Annotated in this window: 18 protein-coding genes; 6 read left to right on the top strand and 12 right to left on the bottom strand. The window is 41.6% G+C overall.

What is annotated here, in order from left to right; genetic code table 11:
• Position 1: 1 nt before the first annotated feature.
• The gene (locus tag ACT3CD_RS00990) at positions 2 to 448 is read left to right on the top strand and encodes an acyl-CoA thioesterase (RefSeq protein WP_444642075.1); all 447 of its coding nucleotides are present in this window, start codon (positions 2 to 4) and stop codon (positions 446 to 448) included.
• Here the strand turns inward: ACT3CD_RS00990 and rimM are convergent.
• From rimM to ACT3CD_RS00975, 3 genes are all read right to left on the bottom strand, one after another.
• On the bottom strand, positions 426 to 956 hold the full coding sequence (gene rimM / locus ACT3CD_RS00985) for a ribosome maturation factor RimM (RefSeq protein ID WP_444642073.1): 531 nt from the start codon (positions 954 to 956) through the stop codon (positions 426 to 428). The two genes, ACT3CD_RS00990 and rimM, sit on opposite strands and share 23 nt — an antisense overlap.
• Before the next feature lie 73 nt (positions 957 to 1029).
• Positions 1030 to 1584: a 30S ribosomal protein S16 gene (locus ACT3CD_RS00980; RefSeq protein ID WP_444642072.1), complete on the bottom strand. Its 555-nt coding sequence runs from the start codon at positions 1582 to 1584 to the stop codon at positions 1030 to 1032.
• Positions 1585 to 1705: 121 nt separating this feature from the next.
• The gene (locus ACT3CD_RS00975) at positions 1706 to 2539 is read right to left on the bottom strand and encodes a hypothetical protein (RefSeq protein WP_444642070.1); all 834 of its coding nucleotides are present in this window, start codon (positions 2537 to 2539) and stop codon (positions 1706 to 1708) included.
• Between the two features lie 243 nt (positions 2540 to 2782).
• On the opposite strand from ACT3CD_RS00975, the gene ACT3CD_RS00970 reads away from it, so the two are divergent.
• Positions 2783 to 3661 carry a DMT family transporter gene (locus tag ACT3CD_RS00970; protein WP_444642068.1) on the top strand — a complete coding sequence of 293 codons (879 nt, stop codon included), beginning with the start codon at positions 2783 to 2785 and terminating at the stop codon, positions 3659 to 3661.
• Here ACT3CD_RS00970 and recJ read toward each other — a convergent pair.
• The 3 genes from recJ to lipA form a co-directional block, all read right to left on the bottom strand.
• A complete protein-coding gene (gene recJ, locus ACT3CD_RS00965; protein WP_444642066.1) occupies positions 3621 to 5360 on the bottom strand; it encodes a single-stranded-DNA-specific exonuclease RecJ in 1740 nt (579 codons plus the stop codon). The two genes, ACT3CD_RS00970 and recJ, sit on opposite strands and share 41 nt — an antisense overlap.
• A 316-nt stretch (positions 5361 to 5676) precedes the next feature.
• A complete protein-coding gene (gene lipB, locus ACT3CD_RS00960; protein ID WP_444642064.1) occupies positions 5677 to 6378 on the bottom strand; it encodes a lipoyl(octanoyl) transferase LipB in 702 nt (233 codons plus the stop codon).
• A 12-nt stretch (positions 6379 to 6390) separates the two neighbouring features.
• Positions 6391 to 7266, bottom strand: coding sequence for a lipoyl synthase (gene lipA / locus ACT3CD_RS00955; RefSeq protein ID WP_444642062.1), 876 nt, complete (start codon positions 7264 to 7266; stop codon positions 6391 to 6393).
• Positions 7267 to 7793: 527 nt separating this feature from the next.
• On the opposite strand from lipA, the gene ACT3CD_RS00950 reads away from it, so the two are divergent.
• Positions 7794 to 8834, top strand: a complete 1041-nt coding sequence (locus ACT3CD_RS00950) for a glycosyltransferase family protein (protein WP_444642060.1) — start codon at positions 7794 to 7796, stop codon at positions 8832 to 8834.
• A gap of 880 nt (positions 8835 to 9714) precedes the next feature.
• On the opposite strand, the gene ACT3CD_RS00945 is transcribed toward ACT3CD_RS00950, so the two are convergent.
• The 5 genes from ACT3CD_RS00945 to rsmA form a co-directional block, all read right to left on the bottom strand.
• On the bottom strand, positions 9715 to 10656 hold the full coding sequence (locus tag ACT3CD_RS00945; RefSeq protein WP_444642058.1) for a HipA domain-containing protein: 942 nt from the start codon (positions 10654 to 10656) through the stop codon (positions 9715 to 9717).
• The gene (locus tag ACT3CD_RS00940) at positions 10653 to 10967 is read right to left on the bottom strand and encodes a HipA N-terminal domain-containing protein (protein WP_444642056.1); all 315 of its coding nucleotides are present in this window, start codon (positions 10965 to 10967) and stop codon (positions 10653 to 10655) included. The genes ACT3CD_RS00945 and ACT3CD_RS00940 overlap by 4 nt, the downstream gene beginning before the upstream one ends.
• The gene (locus tag ACT3CD_RS00935; protein ID WP_444642054.1) at positions 10954 to 11190 is read right to left on the bottom strand and encodes a helix-turn-helix domain-containing protein; all 237 of its coding nucleotides are present in this window, start codon (positions 11188 to 11190) and stop codon (positions 10954 to 10956) included. Before ACT3CD_RS00935 ends, ACT3CD_RS00940 begins: the two co-directional genes overlap by 14 nt.
• 713 nt (positions 11191 to 11903) lie before the next feature.
• The gene (gene mgtE, locus ACT3CD_RS00930) at positions 11904 to 13268 is read right to left on the bottom strand and encodes a magnesium transporter (protein ID WP_444642052.1); all 1365 of its coding nucleotides are present in this window, start codon (positions 13266 to 13268) and stop codon (positions 11904 to 11906) included.
• A gap of 35 nt (positions 13269 to 13303) precedes the next feature.
• Complete coding sequence (rsmA, locus tag ACT3CD_RS00925; RefSeq protein WP_444642050.1) at positions 13304 to 14089, bottom strand: 16S rRNA (adenine(1518)-N(6)/adenine(1519)-N(6))-dimethyltransferase RsmA; 786 nt, start codon at positions 14087 to 14089, stop codon at positions 13304 to 13306.
• Positions 14090 to 14390: 301 nt separating this feature from the next.
• Here rsmA and ACT3CD_RS00920 point away from each other — a divergent pair, with 301 nt between their 5' ends.
• The 3 genes from ACT3CD_RS00920 to ACT3CD_RS00910 all read left to right on the top strand — a co-directional run bounded on the left by ACT3CD_RS00920 (position 14391) and on the right by ACT3CD_RS00910 (position 17481).
• Entirely contained in the window at positions 14391 to 15356 is a 966-nt protein-coding gene (locus ACT3CD_RS00920; protein WP_444642048.1) for a hypothetical protein, read from the top strand.
• A 117-nt stretch (positions 15357 to 15473) separates the two neighbouring features.
• Entirely contained in the window at positions 15474 to 16064 is a 591-nt protein-coding gene (locus tag ACT3CD_RS00915; RefSeq protein WP_444642046.1) for a bifunctional nuclease domain-containing protein, read from the top strand.
• A 7-nt stretch (positions 16065 to 16071) separates the two neighbouring features.
• Positions 16072 to 17481 carry a NupC/NupG family nucleoside CNT transporter gene (locus ACT3CD_RS00910; protein ID WP_444642044.1) on the top strand — a complete coding sequence of 470 codons (1410 nt, stop codon included), beginning with the start codon at positions 16072 to 16074 and terminating at the stop codon, positions 17479 to 17481.
• A gap of 462 nt (positions 17482 to 17943) precedes the next feature.
• On the opposite strand, the gene trxA is transcribed toward ACT3CD_RS00910, so the two are convergent.
• The gene (gene trxA / locus ACT3CD_RS00905) at positions 17944 to 18261 is read right to left on the bottom strand and encodes a thioredoxin (protein WP_444642042.1); all 318 of its coding nucleotides are present in this window, start codon (positions 18259 to 18261) and stop codon (positions 17944 to 17946) included.
• Positions 18262 to 18364 lie beyond the last annotated feature (103 nt).

The following is an 18364-nucleotide window of genomic DNA, read 5'->3' as shown; positions in this document are numbered from 1 at the left end:
CATGCACCACGATATATCATTCAACCATAGCGTTACGCTTCAAATTCGATTTAACGACATTGACCGTTTGGGGCATGTTAACAATGCGGTAATACAGGAGTTTTTCGATATGGGGCGAATCAGCTATTTTGATGAAACGCTGGGCGATATATTGGGAAGCGATGACCGCCAACTGGTTATTGTCAGCTACAAAACGGATTTTTACAAACAAATTATGCCGGGCGAAAACATTGAAGTTCGCACAAAAATATATAAGCTGGGCAACAAAAGTATTCGTATGTTACAATGGATCATCAATCCGGCAGAAAAGGAGCCCAAAGCTGTGAACGATTCTGTTTTGTCAGGCTTTTATTATGGCACCAGCAAAAGCATGGTCATTCCGGATGAGTGGCGACAAATATTTAACCGCTTCGAAAACGGTTGTCTTATTCCAGATACAAATCAATAAGCCCCGGAGGAGTTTGAAGCGATATGGTTCGTTTTTTAGGATCAATGTGATGAATAAAATCCGCCTGAAAAGGAATCAGAACATCCTTACCGTTATAATCGACCTGCAATAAGGGGTTCACAGGGGAGTCTGACACATCCGTCACCTTACCCAACAGGCCACGGTTAACATCGGATACGGTATAATCAATCAGTTGACGCAGGGAGACCTCTTCATCCCCGGGCTCGCCAAGGGCCTCTTCTTCAATATAAACATCAGCGCCCTGCAAAGCGCGGGCATCGTCACCCGTTTGAATGGTGTCGAGCGACACCAGCAGATCACTGTCATTTTTCTCGCGCATGGTCAACACTTCAAAAGGGACCAGTCCGCCATTCAAATCCACAAATAGAAACGAAGGATCGGGCGAATAGCCTTCCCATTGCGGAACAACACGAAGCAATACCTCGCCTGCCACACCATGAGGCTTCGCCAATACACCCAATTTAACCAGTTGTTCTTTCAAAATCATAGGCAAAAATTACAAAAAAACCTGTCTGTAAAAACAGACAGGCTTATTTTTTTGAAGAATTTTCAGACTCAGACTATTCAGCCTTAGGTTCCTCAGCACTTTCTTCAGCAGCAGCTTCAGCTTCAGGGGCTTCTTCCACCACTTCAGCAGCTTTAGCTTCGGCAGCCAACTCTGCTTTTTTCTTAGCAATTTGAGCGGCTCTTTCAGCATTAATTCTGGCTTCTTCTTCCAAACGATCGTTAAGAACTTTGGCTTTATCACTGGCAAGACCTTCTTTCTTGGCATTGATTTTAGCTTCTTTCTCTTCCATCCATTTGTTAAAACGACGCTCTGCTTCTGCTTCGTCAAAAGCACCTTTTTTAACTCCTTCCAGCAAGTGTTTTTTCATCATAACACCTTTGTAGCTGAGGATTGCACGGGCTGTGTCAGTAGGTTGGGCACCGTTGGCAAGCCATTGAATGGCTTTGTCAAAATTCAGGTCGATAGTAGCAGGATTAGTGTTGGGATTGTAAGAGCCAATCCGTTCAATATACCTGCCATCTCGTGGCGCCCTGCTATCAGCTACCACAATGTGGTAGTAAGCATACCTTTTGCGTCCGTGTCTTGTTAATCTAATCTTTACGGGCATGTTTCAAATAATTACGATTAATACAACCTACTTAAAATAGTGGCTGCAAAGATAAAAAGTTTTCCACGAAACCCGAAAAGAATCCGCGTATATTTCAAACAAAGTTCTTTTGAGCTGATTACTATTCAATAATAGCTGCTCTTACCTTTGCAATTTCAGCGGTAATAGCATTCACCTGTGCTTCGGTAATGGCACCGTTTTCAATTGAATTATAAATATCACGCACCGGTTTGAGCAATGCCAAAGTTTCAGCAATTGCCGGATCGTCACTGGCCACATTCATCAGTTCAACCAGTTTGTTGAGCGAAGACTTTTGTTCCATAACAATTTTAACCATTTCCTTATCGTTGTAGGTGTCTTCGGTGATATGAGTCACCACATACAAACCTTCCACCCAGCTGCCTGCAATCACCAACATAGAAACAGCGCTGCGCCCATTACGATTGAGGTGCTCATAGGTATCGTAAAACGTATTGGTAATAAGAGTGATCATTTCTTCCTTATTATCTTCAATCGCTTCCACCTTTTCAATGAGATCAGGATCAATAGCTGCCGAAATATTTAATGCGTCAATAAGTGTTTTCGACACATTCATATAATCAATGGTGGTTTGTTTTTGGTTGTAAGTACTGGCGTAACTAAGATCAGAACTATACACACCCAGATTAAGCGCCTTTGCTTTTTCGGTGAGATATTTCTCGACATTGGTTGTAGGATTTGACAAAGAAAGGATATAGGCCGCTCCGATACGGTTTAGCATTTTGGTCACCTCAAAGCTGGTTGGCAATGGGTAGACAAACTCACGAACGTCTTTAGCCACCTTCTCTTTATCAAGTTTAACTTCTTTTTGCGCTGTGTCACCCGGCGATTTACGCCCCATCTTACAGGACGGAAGCGTCAATAAAGCAACCAGAACAAGACCTATAATACATCTGGGGTTAATTTGATTTCTCATTTCAATAGATTTTATTAATTCGGATTTACAAATACCAACAAATGACGTTACAGCCATTTGCAAACAGGCACGAACAAAAGAATAAAGCCATTTGTCAATGCCGATAAATTATTCACACAAATATAGTTGATTCTAATATAAATTTATAGCTGGGTTGTTCTATTTTTGTCATTTCAATTATAATGTTGTCGATATGACCAACTCAACGAAGGGCATTCTGCTGGCCTGTGTAACAGCCTTTATGTGGGGATTGCTGGCTATAGCACTAAAAGTGACCCTTATTACATAGATTCGTATACCATTGTATGGTGGCGCTTTGCCGCCTCATTCGTCATGTTACTGGTTTACTTTCTTATACGCAAACCCAGACAACTGGTCATTTTACGACGTCCACCGGCCTTATTATTGCTGGCAGGGCTCTTACTCGGTTTAAACTTCATTGGTTTTCAGGAAGGGGTTCACTACGCAGGGCCGGCTATTTCGCAAGTGATTATTCAGCTGGGAGCCGTTACGTTGGCTTTTGTCGGATTCATTGGATTCAAAGAGCCTTCGTCGCCACTAAAAATATCCGGGTTTATCCTGGCCGCCGTTGGGTTTTTCTTCTTTTTCTTTCAACAGATGAACAGCGTACCCGCCGAAGCGGCTCACATAAAACTGGGTGTAATATACCTTGTGGCAGGCGCCTGGACCTGGACCTGTTATGCCATTATCAATAAAATACTGGTCAGAAAGATACCCCCCATGCAAATCAACCTGATATTATATGCTGTACCCACACTCCTTTATCTCCCATTTGTAGATTTCGGCGCGCTGTTTCAGCCGCATACAGTACTGATATGGCTTCTATTACTATTTGTTGCACTCAACACACTCATAGCCTATGGCAGTTTATCGGCCGCTCTGAAATACACCGAAGCCAATAAAATAAGCATTATTGTAACCCTTAACCCGGTCATTACATTTATAATAATGGAGAGTTTACTCTGGCTTGACGTCAGTTGGTTTGAGGCCCCGGGCATGACGCCACTAACCTATATGGGAGCAGCCATGGTATTAGGCGGAGCTGTTTTGGCGGTAGGTGCTAAAAGTCGGGCGTCTCATCGTCCGCATAAGAAAATCTGATGTCTTTGACCATAATTTGAATGGACGTTTTGCCATTAAACACATTTTCTTCGATGGAGTAACAAACATCAAAAGGCTCACCAGCCTTGATACGATCGATATACTGTCCCATGCCAAACGCAATTCCCTGTTTTATGGCACCTGAAACCTCTTCAATAATTTCCAGTTTCAAATGATCGCGATCCTTGCCCACTAATTTGCTGGTCCCATAATCCTGCACTCTTCGCGTCACAAAAACAGGCTTCATATTGCCCGGTCCAAAGGGCGTAAACTGCTTCAGGATATCAAAAAACTTAGGTTTAATATCTTTCAGAGATATCTCGGCATCGACTTCAATCTGGGGCACCAGTTGCTCGGGTAGAATTGTTTCACGCACATAATCTTCAAAACGTTCCATAAAAGCCGGGATATTCTCAGGTTTCATGGTAAGGCCGGCAGCATACATGTGCCCGCCAAAATTTTCGAGCAAATCGCTGCAGGCATCAATGGCTTTATAAACGTCAAAACCATCAACCGAACGTGCCGATCCCGTGGCCATACCCTGACTTTGAGTCAGAATAATGGTTGGGCGGTAATAATTATCGGTCAACCGTGAGGCAACAATTCCAATCACCCCTTTATGCCACTCGGGCTTATAAAGAACCGTTGAATAGCGTTTCTGCAACCGGGGGTCAGCGGCGATCATATCGAGCGCTTCCTGCGTGGTAAGACGATCCAGATCCTTGCGTGTTTCATTAAACTGGTTAATATTATGACTCATACGCCTGGCCAGGTGCTCGTCGCTGCTGATGAGAAGTTCCACGGCTTCGCGTCCCGACTCAATACGTCCGGCGGCATTAATTCGCGGGCCAATCTTAAAAACGATATCGCTGATAAGAAATTCCCGGTTCTCCATATTGGCAATTTTGATAATGCTTTTCAGCCCGGTCCCGGGATTCCCGTTTAAGCGTTTCAGACCGTAACTGGCCAGCACTCTGTTTTCGCCGATAATTGGAACAATATCGGAAGCAATGCTCACCGCTACCAGATCAAGATAATCAAACAACAACTCTTCATCGAGGTTACGTCGCTGGCAAAAAGCCTGAAGGAATTTAAAACCCACGCCACAACCTGAAAGATTCTTATCGGGATATGAACAATCGTTACGTTTGGGGTCAAGACAAGCAAAAGCCACCGGCAACTGTTCGCCGGGCGTATGGTGGTCGCACACAATAAAATCGACACCCATCTGACGCGCCTCCCGAATACGGTTAACCGCTTTGATGCCACAATCGAGTGATATGATTAAACGGCACTTAGAGTCGTAAGCGTATTCAACCCCTTTCTTACTAATGCCATAGCCTTCGTTATAACGGTCGGGGATATAATAATCAATATTGCCATAAAAACGACTCAGGAAGGAATAAACCAAAGCGACCGAAGTGGTACCGTCGACATCGTAATCACCATAAATAAGAATCCGTTCACCGTTGCGCATCGCCGACTCCAGACGGTTAATGGCAATATCCATATCCTTCATCAAAAATGGGTCGTGCAAGTCGGACAACGCGGGACGAAAAAAAGCCTTGGCCTCATCGAAGGTGCAAATGCCACGTTGAACCAGAAGTTCGGACAGTATTGGATTAACGTTGATAGCCTTACTTAAGTCTTCAACAACTTCTTGATTCATTTTTTCTTTTATGGTCCAACGCTTTTCCATCAGGGTTTTAATATGGTACTTCCGACAATATGAAGATAACAGTAACTGTTAACAAACAGCACTTTAATCTGCCGAATAAACTAAGCCAGTTTATATCATGCACTATTACATGTTCAAATGTGAGTACAAATATAGGGTTTTTACCCGTGTCGCCATGATATTTCAATCCGACTTAGTGCTCAGAAAAGGCCTGCTTCCGCGTTCCTTTTGTCCACTAAATGGTCATCTACAGGCGTAACCCCACATTTTTCGGACTTCGCAAGTCTTGAATTCGAACATTTTGTATCAAGCACCTGAGTTTATGAACAGGCACTACTTAATCGATATTCAACTTAAAAGCCTTTGTTATATGTTTTAGAAGGGTCGCCCTTACCCGGTCCATATCCACTTCCTGCTTCAGTTCCGCCTGCATGGATGTGACCCCCTTATCGACAAAACCACAGGGATTTATGTAACGGAAATAATCTAGGTTGGTATTCACATTAAGGGCAAACCCATGCATTGATACATACCTGCTGGCTCTGACACCAATGGCACAAATTTTTCGGGTACGTTGCGGGTCATCAACATCGAGCCATACCCCAATGGCGCCGTCCAAACGGGTAGCAACAATACCAAATTCTTCGAGCGTTGATATAATGGCAGCTTCCAGCAAATGGATGTAATCCTTAATACCCAGCTGCATCTCTTCCAGATCGAAAATGGGATACCCCACAATCTGACCGGGTCCATGATAGGTTATGTCACCGCCCCTGTTAATCTTATAAAATACGGCATCAATCTTTTTAAGTAAATCGTCCGATATCAATAAATTAGAAGGAGCCCCACTTTTACCAAGCGTAAATACATGCGGATGTTCACAAAACAGCAAACGATGTGTTATTGTCCGAACCTGGTCGGGATGCTCACGATTAAAAAGCTTATCGGCCACCACGCCATTAAAAAGTTGCTCCTGATAGTCCCATCCCTTCTTATAATCGATGAGTCCCAGATTTTCGAAGCGAGTAGTATGTAACATAAAATAGAAAAATTACTTAAGGGCGTTAATATGTTTTTCGGCATGATAAGACGAGCGCACCAACGGGCCGCTCTCTACAAACCTAAAACCACGTTTAAGTCCTTCTTCCTCATAAAATTTAAATTGTTCGGGATTAACATATTCATGAACTTCGAGATGCTTAACCGATGGCTGCAAATATTGTCCTATAGTTAAAACTTTCACACCCACTGCCACCAGGTCGTCCATTGTGGCGAGCACCTCATCGGGTTGTTCACCCAAACCGAGCATAATACCAGATTTGGCCACAACACCTGCCTCAGCAATATATTTAAGCACAGACAGACTTACATCGTATTTAGCCCTGGACCGGATTTGTGGTGTTAACCGGCGTACCGTCTCCAGATTATGGCTGATCACTTCCGGCTGTGCATCAATAATTAGCTGAACCAGGTTGGTCATACCCTGAAAATCAGGAATCAGAACTTCCTGTGTGATACCGGGATTCATTTCCTTCACTTTGCGAATGGTATCAACCCAAACCCCGGCGCCCCCATCTTCAAGGTCATCACGATCAACCGATGTAATAACCGCATGCCGCAACTTCATAATCTGTATAGAACGGGCAATACGAAAAGGCTCAGTCAGATCCACAGCCTCCGGACGACCGGTTTTAACGTTACAAAACTTACAGGCACGGGTACATATATCACCTAAAATCATAAATGTGGCGGTTCCTGCGCCCCAGCATTCGGCCGAATTAGGACATTTACCACTGGTACATATCGTATGCAATTTATGATCACTAATGGTTTTATGCATCCATTTGTAATCGGAAGTATTGGGAAGTTGAATTTTCAGCCAATCGGGTTTTCGGCGATGTCGTCGTTGCTCAAGAATATTTGCCATTTTTTATTTTTTTTGATTAGATGGCCTTAAAAATCCGACATCTAATCGTACTACAAATATGCAGAAAGTTTTCCGGTCATTAAAACCGTAAAAAAGCATAGTTATTTTTACGATAGATAAAACGATTGGGAAGGCAGATAGTTCAATAAAAACGAGCGCTGACGCACTATAAATAAGAATACCACAACAGACCTCTGAGTCATAGCATGATAGACTAATTACTGCCCGTTGAGAAGCCGCAGGTCCCCATAAAAAGCAGTGGTTGAAACCGGTCTGTAAAATTCAGCTCCCGGCTATTATGAGCAACGAATTAACTTAACACAAATTTAGCCTTCAGCTCACAATTAATTCTTATTTGATAATTATTCTTGTACTGAGAAATTAAAACGTCCTTTTTATAAAAACCCGATCCGATGAACAGGCTCTTAAAAAAAACGAAACATTATGTAAGCGCCTCAACACAAAAACGGTAAACCGAAATAGAAAGTCAAAGGTTCTTCTTACAACCAAAAGGAAAACTATTTAGTATGAAAATATTATATGCAATACAGGGCACAGGGAACGGACACATGGCACGGGCGCGGGAAATTTTGCCCATTTTAAACGATTATGCTGAAGTCGATATTTTGTTGAGTGGCAGTCAGTGCGAGCTTTCTATTCCCTATCCCATTCGGTACAAACTAAAAGGTATGGGGTTCGTTTTTGGCAAAAATGGCGGCATTGACTATAGGCAAACCCTTCACAACAACTCCCTCTTTTCATTCATTAAAGAAATATGGCAACTGCCTGTACGCCAGTACGACCTTGTAATAAACGACTTTGAACCGGTTTCGGCATGGGCTGCCAAACTTAAAGGCGTAAAATGTGTTGGCATCAGCCACCAGTCCGCCATTTTACACCCCGATGCCCCCCGACCGCGTGGTGTTAACCGAGGAGCGACATTCTTCATGAAAACTTACGCGCCGGCCAAACAAGCTTATGGCTTTCACTTCAAAGAACTGGGTGACCGGATCACCACGCCTGTAATAAGAAATGACATCAGGCAACAACCCAAACAAGAAGGGTCACATTACACGGTTTACCTGCCGGCTTACGACGACATCAAAATAATTGCTTTTCTGGCACGCTTTAGAGACATCAGATGGGAAGTTTTTTCAAAACATTCACGTGTGCCATATTCATTTCAAAACATCATCATTCGCCCCATCAACCACCAGGCTTTTACCGAAAGTCTCGCTAAATCGAAAGGCGTTTTTTGCACTGCCGGGTTCGAAACGCCGGCCGAATCTCTTTTCTTAAACAAGAAACTGTGTGTGATCCCAATGCGGGGACAATTTGAGCAACAGCACAATGCCGTCATGCTACAAAGCATGGGTGTAACAGTTATAAATAACCTAAAAAACGAATCGAATCAGATGTTTGAAAGCTGGCTGCATAACGGGAAACCGATTCCGGTAACCTATCCCGACAATACCCGAAGCTTTTTAGAACGGATTTTGGAAGAAACATGCAGTTACCAGATTAAGTACACCCCCTTATCAGGCACAATTTATATTCCGGCTAACTAATGTTTGTGGACAGGCTCTGATTAGTCCCTGTCCATCAAGTGCAACCCCGGCTTTAGGCTTTCAAAAAAAACTTTTACGCCAGTAAACTCACAACTTTCGAGCTTTGAAAATGAAGATTTTTCATCTGCCGGGGAAATTTTCGGGCTGGCATACCGACAAAATGACTAACAGTTATATTTACACGCCTGAAAATCGTTGATTTACATACTTTTGGAATTTTTATAAATCAGTTCGATTTAGACAAATTCAGCAAAAAATGAGACCTGTACGGTGAACCATGATTCATTAATTTTAGTTAATCAATTCAAACGGCTGTAAAACAGCATATTGACATCAAACACGAACCATCTTACAATCCGCATCGCTGAAGCCTCATTTACCTGAACACTTTTAGTAAGGGTCCTAATAAAGGTAGTAAAAAGGAGATGTTCAACCTCTTCTCTTTTTCAAAAGAAGCTAAAGACAAACAAGAGTAACCAACAAACACCTATTGCTTTATTTAATGATTGTTGTATATTTCAACAATGTATAAACCCTAATTATTTGGGTTTATACATTATCAAACTATAATGGCAAGAGGTACCTATATATCAGAAAATTTGACACAGAATCAAATTAGCTTCCTGTTGATGTTGGATGATTATGAGATGGATATCTTTACGTTAAACGAATTAAAGCAGCTTGCCAGTGACCGATTCGACGATGTCAATGAGCTGGTCGAAAATCTGGCACATAAGAAAATACTTTCCAGAATAGAACGGGGAAAATACTGCTTAGGGAACAAAAAGCCGCTTCACTCCAACCATGTCCACCGTTTCGCGCGCCAAAGAACAAACTGCCCCAAGCTATATTTACATAACACCTTCTTATAAAACAATCCTCACAAGCTACTCAATAACCCGAGAATTTGTATTCTGCGCTTAAGCAAATCGCTGTATTTTTCCTTCATTACATCAGTCAAAAAGCTGTTATCAATAAGCTTAAACCATGTAGGAATGGCTTGTTGTACAGAGGATAATGATTTTTCAATCACTTTATCGGTTAAACCACAGCGTTCAGTACCTAAATAATAAATAAAATCTGAGCGGTTTAGATTACTTTTCTTGCCTTTTAGTGTTAGCGCAATTTCTTCTATATCACCTTTCAATACAATAGATGAGTTTAAAAAATCATAGGCTGGTGAAAGTTCCACTTTCCCATTCCGGATAATGACAGAATAGTTCTTTAAATGCATATCTTCGTTTCCAACCAGATAGTTAAAAAGAACCCGTTTGAATAACCTGCTTTTTTCAATGGCAGGAAAAGTACAGGTCTCATCGATCAACTTTACCAGCTTTTCCATAGAGTAATTATACTTTGTATCACGACTCAAACCAGCCAGTTGTGCAAAATCTTCCACGGCAATCTTATCCTTTTGCCCTTTTCGGTCAAAACGCTTAATGAAATAGGTGAGCAATCCATCTTTCCCATAAACCAATCCGTGTACAGGGACTTCAATTCCAATAAATCCGGCAAGCCGCATTGTCAGGTCTTCATTTTGTGGAAGTTCCGGAAAAATCGGGTGAGGTGGTTTTAAAATATATTTGCCTCCTTTATCCACCACTTCAAATCGTCCATCTTTGATATTCAGTACAGCACTTAATTTAGGCTGAATACCCTGTATTGACATTTTAGAGGCCCGCTGCATAGCCTCGGCCCTTAACTCCTCAGCAGTGTAGTCAAGCAATGCCAGCTTTTTCAAAGCAGGAGATAATCGTTTTAGTCCTTTGGGACTGTAAATACCTTCTTCAAAATTTTCGTAGGTTATTGGACACCGATTCATTCTTCAACCTCCTTTATGGTTACGTTACCTACCAAATCGTCTCCTACCGCCATAAGTTGAGAAAAAAAATCATTACGGTCAATTTTCCTGAATTTTAGGAGTCCATCCAACTGGTAACCTTCCGGGAGCAATCCATCAAAAAATGGTGGAAATGAATCAAATTCATAGCTGGATGGTTGAATGGGCATTGTAATAGACACGGGATCTCCATGGTAATCTGAAAGATATTCAAAGGTATATTTCTTACCAAAATCCAGCTCCTTTAATTGACCGGCCTCCTGATCATTCACAAATACTTTAGCTGCCCTCATCACTCAAAATTTGGTCCATTAATTGACTTGTTAATTGCACTTGTATATTAAGTACCTTCAGTATTTTTCTCAAAGTATTGAGTTGTACTGTTTCTTTACCTTTCTCAATATCAAAGACCACAGTTTTACCAACACCTGCCATTTCTGCTAACTGTAGCTGGCTAAGCCCGGCAGCTTTCCGGTGTTTACGAATGATATTTGCTAATACCTCTGGTTCCAACATGAAATTCTCGTTAAAGCGGTAAAATTAGTGTATTCGTATAATAAAAACAAATCTATATTGCACATTTTACTGCCAAAAAGGTAAAATATACTATTTTGCATGATCAATTAAGAAGATATTTATTAGATTACTGCTTTAACAGTAATGAGCATTATATTAATAATAAATTACTTTCTGTTTTGCCATAATCAAAAATTTTTGAGTTAAACCAAATTATAGTGCAATCATTTCAGTGGCTAAACCTCCCTTCCGGGAACGGTCATACCGGCTGTCCGGATTTGTTCCGGTTTTTGGCAGGCTTTTCGAAAATTTGAAGGGTACTTTCAGTATGGATAAAATATGGATTATGCTTTTACAGCGAAGTTGTATATATCCCAAGGATCTGCAGCAGATCACCAGCAAAAGCCAACGTTCAGGCAGAAAGCTGCTTTAGAAAATTAAAGAAGAGTTGCGCAAGAAGGAACACCTGTTTGTCACCATCGGAGGCTTAACTTCCTATACAGAAATCGAACCCGAACTGGTTCGCTAGTACATAGTTGACTAAAACCGGATTCCAATCCAGGCACTAATTAGTATCTGTCCATTAACTAAGTGTTTGAAATATAAATTTCAAATACGAGGCTTGCGACGTCATAAAAATCAAGGAGTTTACTTTTCGTAAATGACTGTTTTTATGACAAGCATAACGAAGTAGTTGACTTTATAGACAAACACTAATTAAATACAGTAAAAAAATACGCCGACAACGTAAGATAGACAAAAGTGCCGGTAATATCGTTGAGCGTGGTAATAAATGGGCCTGTGGCCACGGCGGGATCAATCTTCATACGATCAAGCAGCAATGGTAAAAACGTTCCAAACAAAGAGGCAAACATTACAACCGAAAACATGGCAGAGGCAACCGTAAAAGTTAAAGCATAACCAGAGCCAATAAAGAAATTATACAAAAAAGCGAGACTTGAGAGTGCTGAAGCATTGAGCAATGCCACCGACAGTTCTTTCGTCAATTTCCTGAAATTACTCTCAAGCCCCAGGGTGCCATTGGCAATAGACTGCACCATGATGGCAGAAGACTGAATGCCGACATTACCACCCATGGCCGCAATCATAGGCATAAAAAAGGCAACCTCCGGAAAAGCAGAGATGTTACCCCTGAACAAACCAATGACACGCGATCCGAAAAGGCCACCCACCAGACCAATAATTAGCCATGGTATGCGAGCACGGGTCAAACGCCAGATGCTATCACCTGCTTCAACATCCTGCGTAATACCCGAAGCCATTTGGTAATCTTTATCGGCTTCTTCCCGCATTACATCAACCACGTCGTCAATAGTAATACGTCCCACAAGTCGTCCAATACCATCAATCACCGGCAGCACTACCAGGTCATATTTATCCATTATATTAGCCACCTCTTCAGAGTCAATATCCACGCCCACAGAAATTACATCCGGATTGTAAATATCGCGAACCAAAGTATCGGTAGAACTGAGCAGCATTTTCTTCAGAGAAAGGGTTCCCTTGAGTATCCCGTCATTATCCACCACATAAACAAAATAAATCTCATCGACTTCTTCGGCCTGGCGCCGCATACTTCGTAAACAGGTGATAATGCTCCATGACTCCTTCACTCTGATAAACTCCTTCGCCATTAATCCACCGGCCGTATTATCGCCATACGTTAGAAGATCAACGATATCACCAGCCGTGTTAATATCATCCAGATAGGACAGAATTTCCTTTTGGCGCTCCTCGTCCAGCTCAGACATAACATCGGCCGCGTCATCGGAGTCCATCTTACCAATAAAACGACGGGCAATCACCTCGCTGGGCAATGCTTTCAGAAAGCGGACACGATCCTCCTCTTCCAACTCAATGAGGACATCGGCGGCGACATCGTCGTCGAGCAAAAAATAAAGATATTTGGCTTCATCAATACTGAGCTCATCATAAATCTCAGCAATATCGGCGGGATGCAACTCCTTAAGGACTTCCGTCAGCAGCTCTTCATTTTTCTGTTCAATAAGAGTTTGGAGTTGGTCAATCAGCTCTCTTGTCAGTTCAAAATTTGCCATAGCCGGAAGATTAAACAGTTACACATAAACAAAACTCATTCACACAAAGGATGCATCTGGATCATTTTCGTCAATTCCTGAAAATCGATAACAGACATTTGTTCGGGTCGTCTGTTAAAAATAGGCAGATGCGTTAACGCAGGAAGGTCAAAAGCTATTTTAGACAAGCTATTGCGCAGCATTTTTCGACGTTGGTTAAAAGCAGCCTTCACGACTCTAAGAAACAAATCTTCGTCGCAGGGTAACTGATCCACCTCGTTTCGAACCATACGAATAACCGCAGACTTCACTTTGGGTGGAGGCGTAAAAACACCTTCATCAACGGTGAACAGATATTCGATATTAAAAAAAGACTGAAGCAGCACACTCAAAATCCCATATTCTTTTGATCCCGGGCCTGAAGCTATACGCCTACCCACCTCACGTTGCACCATGCCTACAACCGAATGAATCTGGTGACGATTGTGATAAGCTTTAAAAAAAATCTGGCTTGAAATATTATATGGGAAATTACCAATGACGGAGAATTGTTTCGGGAACAAAGCCTTCAAATCCAGTTTCAGAAAATCCCCTTCAATAAGCTGATCTTTAAGCTGAGGATAATGATTGTAGAGAAAAGTAACCGATTCGGCATCAATTTCAACCAGACGCAGATTAATATCGGGACGTTGAATTAAAAATTGGGTAAGTACTCCCATTCCCGGCCCCACCTCAATGACATGAGACGGAGGGGTTGGCAGACTTTCAGTGATTCGTCTGGCAATGTCCAGATCGTTCAGAAAGTGTTGCCCTAAATATTTTTTTGGTCTTACACGAGTCATCGTCCATAATTACGCCGTGAATAACAGGTTGAACACTATAGTTTGGCTAAAAAAGATACATTTCGTAACATTGTACCTTATTTGGGTGCTGCAAAGGTAGAATTTTTTTAAAACCATTGAACCAACAGACCAATGATTTGCATAATTTAATATTTTTTTCATCATTACACCGCATAAAATAGTGATAAAAAGCCCAATATACCAAATTCACGCAGCGATTGGTCAGTTATAACAAAAAGATCAAAACAAGCACATATCAACGTCAACTATTAATAGATATTCAATTGGAAAAACAAGGTCAATGGAATTAACAATCAAAAAAAAACTGCTTCAAACCTTCCAGGTCATAATAACGCTGGCGGCTGTTTTTTTTGTGATATACAAGTTATATCAATTTGACCAGTGGGATGCGTTCTACAATCATTTAAGCAAACACAGCCCCAAATTTGGACTAATAATAATAGCACAAATAGTGTTAAGTATAAGCACTCTATCGCTTGAAAGTCTGAAATGGCAACAACTCACACAAATTATTTATCCATTAACATTCAGAGAAGCATTTTTTCAGGTACTAAAAGGCTTGCAAGCCGGCATGATAACGCCCGGACGTTTGGGCGATCCGCCATCGAGAGTGATCTACTTGCCGCCCGAAATGCGCTCACGTGGTCTCCTGGTCTCCATGCTTGGCATCATGATTCAAAATATTGTTCTGGGTGTTGGCGCTATCACCGGGCTTCTGTGTCTAAACCGGGCCATCGTATCGGACCCGGCCATGCTCAGCAAGCTTGAACTGCTACTGATGAAATATGCCGGTTACTTTGTCCTATTAATCTTAACCGGACAAATACTGCTGCTGATTGGCGTAAAGCTCCTGAAAAACATCAATATAGTACAAAAGATAACTTCATTTTTTTTATTCGTACGCAATTTCAGATACAGACAAATAGCCCTTGTCATCTTTTTTACCATCTTTAAATACACCGTTTTTTGCTTTCAATTTTGGCTTATCCTGTACTATTTTGGCATTGTAACGCATCCATCACACATTGCATTGGTGGCAATTTATTTTGGCGGCATCACCATGCTACCCTCATTTGCTATTGCGGACCTTGGGTTACGTGGTTCCATAGGAATAATATTATTCAGTCTCGTATCTGGAAATAGTATTGGAATTGTGATGAGTGTCTTTTTATTATGGTTTTTCAATTTGGCTATACCATCACTAATACCGTTGGTTTGGAAGAAACCAATGATGCAAAATGGATAGTAAAACGGAATAAGAAAACCGCACATTAAAACAAATTCCTATATTTGTTAACAGCAAAACCGGGTTTATTAAAATACATTGAAACCTGAAACACTCTGAATATCAAAAGTCGTTTCCATGGAGAAAAAGAAAGTGAAACTCAACATACTGGGACTCTCATATTCGCAAACACAATCGGGAGCTTATGCACTGGTGCTGGCCGAAGAAGAAGGAGAACGCCGCATCCCCATCATAATAGGCGGCGTTGAAGCACAGTCCATAGCCATCAAACTGGAAGGTTTAGAACCGCCGCGCCCGTTAACACATGATCTATTCCTTAATTTCGCCACCGCCTTCAAAATACAACTTATTGAAGTTGTTATTTATAAACTGGAAGAAGGCATTTTTTATTCTGAATTGGTTTGCCTTAAAGACGACGAATTACTGCGCATAGACTCACGCACTTCTGATGCTGTAGCACTGGCTCTACGATTTAACTGCCCCATTTACACCTACGAAGATATTTTAACCAAAGCAGGTATCGTACTCGATTTAAATGAACCCCCGGAGGCGGCTGCCAACCAGCCAAAGGCGACAACCAAGACCACCAATCCGCTGGGATCCAAAACAATTGACGAATTACAGGAACTGCTCAACAAAGCCATTGAATCAGAGAACTACGAAAAAGCCTCAGAAATACGAGACGAAATTAAACGGAGACAAAAGTAATGACAGGATGTACAAAACAATAATACTGACCGTACTGGCCTTATTTACCGGTGTATCAACATCAATGGCTGCGGCGGCCAGTCCGCTCAGCGAAGTGGTCGTGGCATCAAGTGCCGGGTTTAGCTTCAACAGCTTAATGAGAGGCCTATTGGGAATGGTTGTTATTATTGGCATAGCCTGGTTATTCAGCGCCAACCGCAAGGCCATCAACTGGCGGGTTGTGATGACAGGCCTCGGCATTCAACTGGTGCTGGCATTAAGTATTTTGTACATTCCATTTATCCAATCAGTATTTGACGTTGTAGGTAAAATATTCGTTAAAATTTTAAGTTTTACGGAAGCCGGCACCGAATTTCTCTTTGCCAGTTATGCCTCAGGTGTTATAGAATCACCCTTGCTGAACTTTGCCATCACCATATTACCCACAATTATTTTTTTCTCAGCGTTGACGAGTATTCTGTTTTACTTTGGCATCATACAAAAAGTAGTTTATGTGCTGGCTCTGGGCATGACAAAATTGCTTCGTCTATCGGGAGCAGAGAGCCTTTCGGTAGCCGGGAACATTTTCCTGGGTCAGACTGAATCACCACTTATGATTAAAGCATACCTCGACAAAATGACTAAATCAGAGATTTTATTGGTCATGGCAGGCGGTATGGCCACGCTGGCTGGAGGTGTTCTGGCTGTTTACATTAAAGTATTAGGGGGCGGAGATCCCGTTCAGGAACTTATTTATGCGAAACATTTGCTGGCGGCCTCTATAATGGCAGCGCCAGGGGTTATAGTCATCTCCAAAATATTATTACCCCAAACAGAGACCATCAATAAAGAGGTGGATGTTAGCAAAGAAAAAATCGGCAAAAACATATTGGATGCGATATCGAACGGCGCTTCGGAAGGGGTTAAATTAGCCGTAAACGTGGCCGGAATGCTGCTGGTATTCATCGGATTAATCGCAATGGTCAATTTCATTTTCATAAAAATAGGGAACTGGACTAACATAAATGAATTAATTAGCACCGCAACCAATGGAGGCTATAACGAATTATCGCTTCAATTTATACTGGGATATCTCTTTGCCCCACTTATGTGGTTGATCGGTGTTAGTCCGCAGGATATGGATCTGGTAGGCCGGGTGCTTGGTGAAAAAATTATAATGACAGAGTTTATAGGCTATGTCAGCTTAGGTGAATTGAAAGCCACCGGCGCCTTTGTATTTCAGAAATCGATAGTAATGGCAACATATGTACTGTGCGGCTTTGCCAATTTTGCCTCAATAGGTATTCAGATTGGCGGCATAGGCTCACTGGCACCCGGTAAACGGGTTATGCTGTCACAACTGGGCATGAAAGCCCTTTTGGCCGGCACTCTGGCATCATTATTATCGGCTACTATTGTTGGAATGATAATGGGATAAAATGCGTTATGCCTGTCCTGAAAAAACCCAGCAACCATCGCTAACTCACATTACCGGACTTCGCAAGCCCTAAATTTGAACTTTTAGCTCAAACTCCCGACTTTATGGACAGGCACTAATTATGCATGAAAGTCTCAAAAAGAGACACTATTCAGAGCAAACAGCATAAAAAAACCGCGACAATATATATCGCGGTTTTTTTATTTTATTATTAGTGCTTATCCGGGAACGCCGGAGGCAGATAAGAAAACTTCATTTTTAAAGCCTGCTAAAGCGCGCGTAACAAAAAAATGATGTTTCCCTGCTGACACTAATTAGTGTTTGTCTATAAAGTCAACTTCTTCGTTATGCTTGCCATAAAAACAGCCATTTACGAAAAGTAAACTCCTTGATTTTTAAGACTTCACAAGCCTTGTATTTGAGCTTTATATTTCAAACACTTAGTTTATGGACAGACACTAATTATACAATTGCATCTAATTTAGATGCCAAAATAGTTTTTGGCACGGCACCAACCTGCTTGTCAACAACCTCTCCATTTTTAAAGAAAAGAATGGTGGGAATATTACGAATACCAAATTTCACAGAAATTTCGGGATTGCTGTCAACATCCATTTTAGTGACCACGGCACGGTCTTTATACTCGTCGGCCAATTCGGCCACAATAGGGGCTACCATACGGCATGGTCCACACCACTCAGCCCAAAAATCAACAAGAACAGGTTTATCTGATTTCAGAACCAGTTCTTCAAAATTAGCATCAGTTACTTCAATAGCCATAATTATCTAGTTTTCAGAAAATATGATTAAACATCTATTACCTACAAATCATGTGCCCGATTTGTTTAGTAATTAACAGAAAAAAGTGAACGTTGTTCAAAGA

The sequence above is a fragment of the Geofilum sp. OHC36d9 genome, from assembly GCF_052400685.1.
Classification (GTDB): domain Bacteria; phylum Bacteroidota; class Bacteroidia; order Bacteroidales; family Marinilabiliaceae; genus CAZHHH01.
This window is presented reverse-complemented; position numbering and strand designations above follow the sequence as displayed.